Origin of the sequence: Catellatospora sp. NPDC049609, from assembly GCF_040675365.1 — a bacterium.
Taxonomy (GTDB): domain Bacteria; phylum Actinomycetota; class Actinomycetes; order Mycobacteriales; family Micromonosporaceae; genus Catellatospora.
This window is the reverse complement of sequence record NZ_JBFAOU010000421.1, coordinates 1-2,059: the sequence shown is the minus strand read 5'-3', so window position 1 is coordinate 2,059 and position 2,059 is coordinate 1. Positions and strand designations below refer to the sequence as shown.

General features: G+C 62.6%; 2 protein-coding genes. One reads left to right on the top strand and one right to left on the bottom strand.

Annotation, left to right across the window (positions count from 1 at the left end):
• The first annotated feature begins 204 nt into the window (after positions 1-204).
• On the top strand, positions 205-474 hold the full coding sequence (locus tag AB0J67_RS40810) for a hypothetical protein (RefSeq protein WP_363491149.1): 270 nt from the start codon (positions 205-207) through the stop codon (positions 472-474).
• A 412-nt stretch (positions 475-886) separates the two neighbouring features.
• Here AB0J67_RS40810 and AB0J67_RS40805 read toward each other — a convergent pair whose 3' ends face one another.
• A complete protein-coding gene (locus tag AB0J67_RS40805; protein ID WP_363491147.1) occupies positions 887-1,390 on the bottom strand; it encodes a hypothetical protein in 504 nt (167 codons plus the stop codon).
• Positions 1,391-2,059 lie beyond the last annotated feature (669 nt).

Genomic DNA, 2,059 nt, shown 5'->3' with positions numbered 1-2,059 from the left:
GGCCAGCAGCATGCCCGTCACCAGCAGGAACCGACAGGCGTAATCACGTATCCGAATGCGCGACAAGATCTACTACTCGTGAAAGACCGAGGCTAATTTGTCCACTGGGGGCAGACACGATAGGCCCGCCGGCCGCAGGGTTCGGGCGTCCCTCGGCGCAGGTTCGCACGCTTGATGCCGCCCTCGGGCTAGTGCTCTGGCCGCATGCGTTCGCCGGGCTGGTCAGGCTTCTGCGGTGAGTGGGCGCGCGCCCCAGCGGATGACCTTCTCGCCCCGGACGCGGGCGCGCTCGATGTCCAGGTCGTGGTCAATGACTCGGCGGTGAAGGGCTTTCGCTACGAACCTGCGCTGGCCGGTGGAGCGCATGTTCGGTCGGTTGATGTCGCACCGCACATGGTTTGCGAATATCTTGCTCGCAGCACGATCCGGCGTCGCTCACCCGAGGCAAGGATCGACACGATAACCACCGGTTGATCGGTGAGACTGTCCCGTCTAGGGTGCAAAAGCTGCATCCAAGACCGATACAACCTCACCGATCTTAACCAGTCGCTCGTTACCATGAACTTTGACGCAGGCTTTCCTTCGGACGGCCAGCGCGGACCAGCCCTAGGAACGCGCCTCGAAGTCACCCGACCCTTGGTGGCCGCCAGCCACTTCGGCTATGTCGTGGCCGCCTAGGGCCATCCTTCGGGCAGGGGCAGTGCTGGGGTCGACACCATCACGTCAGACGTTCGATTGCGGATCTCTGCCGACGCCAAGCAGGCCGGTACGGGTGGGACCGGCCCGCCCTGCCCTGTCCTACAGGAGCTCTGTCACTTCCACGATGACACTAAAAGCCGTGGTCAAGATGATCCAAGAAGCACGACTCGCCTCACGCGATCACCAGCTACGGTCGCTTGGCGTATCGGTTGACCGTAGGGAGAAAGAGAAGCGGGATGCTAGCTAGGCTGAGAACGAGCGCTGCAAAGGCCGCGACGAGGCTCAGATCCGGTAGCACGTCCGCCTCGACCCCCAGCAAACCTGCGCTACACAGGTTGCCGAGCAGAAACATAGCGAGCAGGATGCGCATCACGGTACGGCCCTTGAGCGCGGCGATGGCGAGGATGAGTGTGATGACGGCCGAGAAAATTCCGACCCAGCCCTTCATTGCTAGCGCGCCGTACGCCTCGTCGATCGCGGCCGAGGTGGTCGATCCGAGATTCGAGGCGTCGACGCCGCCGAGTTCTTCGCCTAGAAACTCGGTGATCGCGGCGCGACCGTTGACAAAGACACCGATCGCTGACGCAATATTAAAAAGGGCAGCAATCGCGGAGGCTCCTACCGCCGCCGCAAGCGCGCTCGGGCGAGTCATACTTGAGGTCGACTGCCAGTTGTTGTGAAAGGTGGACACATGCGTCTCCTCGATGCGTGGCTGTGCGCACGGCGACCCGAATCGCCATGCGCCTACTCTGGTCAGAGATACGTGCCAGCCTCAGCCGCAGTTCCGCCGCAAGCCTAGGAGGGGACGACCTGGTGCTTTGACCGGGAAAGTTCGCCGGATTGGTCGCTGATGTTGGCCAGATCGGGGTAGCGATGCGGGCGGCGCGGTGGGCGTCGGAGTGCCTGCTCCTGCTCAACGGCAGAGTCAGGGTCGTACGCCGGTCCAAGATCTGTGTCCCGAGTAGCCTTCGTGCTATCCGCTCACGCGCTCCTGTGCCAATTCCTCCGCTGGGTTGAAGCACACCACGGCCGTTTGACGTGTTTCGCAGCGACAAGACGAGTGATCTTCACATTGACCGACGATACCAAGCAGCCGCCTGCGGCGCAGGCGGCTGGCGCGACAGCGAAGTCGTCGCTGGGCTCCTCGCGGCCCGAGCGATCATGTTGAATCGGTCGCACCGTGTTCGACGAGCACATCATGCGCGATGCCAGGCACTTATGAAAGACGCACAACCGAAAGCTCGTGACGGGTCACCGGGACATGACACTGAGGCCATTACAGCCTGACGGTGGTCGATGTGGCGAGGTGTAGTGCGAGGATGGCTCGAGCGATGTCGCTGACCTTGTCCACGGTGCAGCG